The sequence below is a fragment of the Streptococcus sp. DD11 genome (genome assembly GCF_001578865.1).
In the GTDB taxonomy this organism is placed as follows: Bacteria; Bacillota; Bacilli; order Lactobacillales; family Streptococcaceae; genus Streptococcus; species Streptococcus panodentis.
This window is the reverse complement of sequence record NZ_KQ969394.1, coordinates 184,766-187,232: the sequence shown is the minus strand read 5'-3', so window position 1 is coordinate 187,232 and position 2,467 is coordinate 184,766. Positions and strand designations below refer to the sequence as shown.

Annotated in this window: 2 protein-coding genes; both read left to right on the top strand. The window is 52.4% G+C overall.

What is annotated here, in order from left to right; genetic code table 11:
- Positions 1-181, top strand: a 181-nt coding sequence (locus STRDD11_RS13880; RefSeq protein WP_206512686.1) for a hypothetical protein, incomplete at its 5' end; no start/stop codon positions are given.
- A 409-nt stretch (positions 182-590) separates the two neighbouring features.
- A partial coding sequence (gene tkt / locus STRDD11_RS06805; RefSeq protein WP_128836841.1) for a transketolase occupies positions 591-2,467 on the top strand: 1,877 nt, incomplete at its 3' end.

Sequence of the window (2,467 nt, the reverse complement as noted above, 5' to 3'; positions counted from 1 at the left end):
TTTCCTTATCCCCAACCTCTCCCAGTCCCCCGGACTGGGAGAGCCTCGCGGGCTGGGAGTGAAAAGGTTTGGGGAACCTTTTCAGCCTGAGCTTAGAAACAAAAGAGTGAAGGGAACTCAATTTTTTAAAAATTTAGTTCTTATACGGTATCTTCCAAAAGATCCATCCCTCTACGGGTGAGGACTCAGCCATCATGGGAGTCTGTCCCACCGCCCTTCTTTTCTCTCAGCACAATCAGAAAATAAGGATACTCAATCAACATCATCAGCAAACTAGCCAGCAGCAGACAGGGTGGCAGCTGCCAGTCTGCATTTCGAGCCGCTTGCTTGTGCTGCCGATTACCTAAGGCGTGCTGGCTCAAGGTGGAGTTTTTAAACAAGCCTAATGTAGATTCGAAAGACTGGACTGTTAGAGCTGACGAAGTTTAAAGAGATGTTCGAAGAGTATCATTGACTATGAATCACCCCCACCTTGCGATAGCCTGATTTTTTTCATATAATAGTAGATGAAAAAATGTTATCGTTTTCGCAAGCATTGTTTGCCTTGTTCTGCTGGCAGAATGAGGACTATTAAAAATAAGGAGAATGCAATGTCAAATTTATCAGTAAATGCTATCCGTTTCTTGGGAATTGATGCCATTGAAAAATCCAAATCCGGTCACCCTGGTGTCGTCATGGGGGCCGCTCCTATGGCTTATGACCTTTTCACCAAGCAGCTGCGGATCAATCCGGCGGTGCCTGACTGGATCAACCGCGACCGCTTTGTTCTGTCTGCCGGTCATGGGTCCATGCTGCTCTATGCCCTGCTCCACCTGTCTGGCTTTGAAGATCTGACCATTGAGGAGATCAAGAATTTCCGTCAATGGAGTTCTAAAACGCCGGGCCATCCTGAATTTGGGCACACGGCAGGAGTAGATGCAACGACCGGTCCGCTCGGACAAGGGATTGCAACCGCGACCGGTTTGGCTCAGGCGGAGCGTTTTCTGGCAGCTAAGTACAACCGTGAAGGCTATCCGATTTTTGACCACTATACCTATGTCATCTGCGGAGACGGCGATTTGATGGAAGGCGTTTCTGCTGAGGCGGCTTCTTACGCTGGCCTGCAAAAGCTGGACAAGCTGATTGTCCTTTATGATTCAAATGACATCAACCTGGATGGGGAGACTAAGGATTCCTTTACCGAAGATGTCCGTGCCCGCTATGATGCCTACGGCTGGCACACTGCCTTGGTCAAAGACGGCACTGATCTTGAAGCCATTAACGCTGCTATTGAAGCTGCCAAGCTTTCCGGCAAACCATCCCTGATTGAGGTCAAGACCGTTATCGGCTATGGCGCTCCTAACAAACAGGGGAGCAACGCTGTTCACGGGGCACCGCTCGGGCCGGAAGAAACAGCCGCAACCCGTCAGGCTCTGGGCTGGGACTATGCGCCTTTCGAGATTCCTGAGGAAGTCTACGAGGACTATCGGGTCAATGTAGCGGAGCGCGGAGCTGCGGCTTATGATGCTTGGGTGAGGTTGGTCGAGGACTACAAGCAGGCCTATCCAGAGGCAGCAGCAGAAGTAGCGGCCATCATTGCCGGTCAGGATCCGGTTGAGATCAAGCCGGAGGACTTCCCTGTCTTAGAAAATGGCTTCTCTCAGGCTACCCGTAACTCCAGTCAGGATGCCCTCAATGCTGCAGCCAAGGTCCTGCCGACCTTCCTAGGCGGATCAGCTGACTTGGCCCATTCCAATATGACCTATATCAAGGAAGACGGCCTGCAGGATGATGCTCACCGTCTCAACCGCAATATCCAGTTTGGCGTGCGGGAATTTGCCATGGGAACTATCCTGAACGGGATGGCCCTGTACGGCGGCCTGCGGGTCTACGGCGGTACTTTCTTTGTCTTTTCCGACTATGTCAAAGCAGCTGTCCGTCTGTCTGCTCTGCAGGGACTGCCGGTCACTTATGTCTTCACCCATGATTCGATTGCGGTTGGAGAAGACGGCCCAACTCATGAGCCGATTGAGCATTTGGCCGGTCTCCGGGCAATTCCTAATCTCACTGTTTTCCGGCCTGCGGATGCCCGGGAAACCCAAGCAGCTTGGTATCTGGCTCTCAAGAGCCAGTCGACTCCGACAGCCCTGGTCCTGACCCGTCAGAATCTGACAGTAGAAGAAGGGACCGACTTTGATAAGGTAGCCAAGGGGGCCTATGTGGTTTACGAGACCGGTGCTGACTTTGACACCATTCTTCTGGCTACTGGCTCAGAGGTCAATCTGGCGGTAGCTGCTGCCAAAGCTCTGGAAGCTGAAGGAGCGAAAATCCGTGTTGTCAGCCTGCCGTCAACCGAGCTCTTTGATGCTCAGGATGCAGCTTACAAAGAAGCCATCCTGCCAAACGCAGTCCGCCGCCGCGTCGCAATCGAGATGGCAGCCAGCCAGCCTTGGTACAAGTATGTCGGTCTGGACGGAGCGGTTATCGG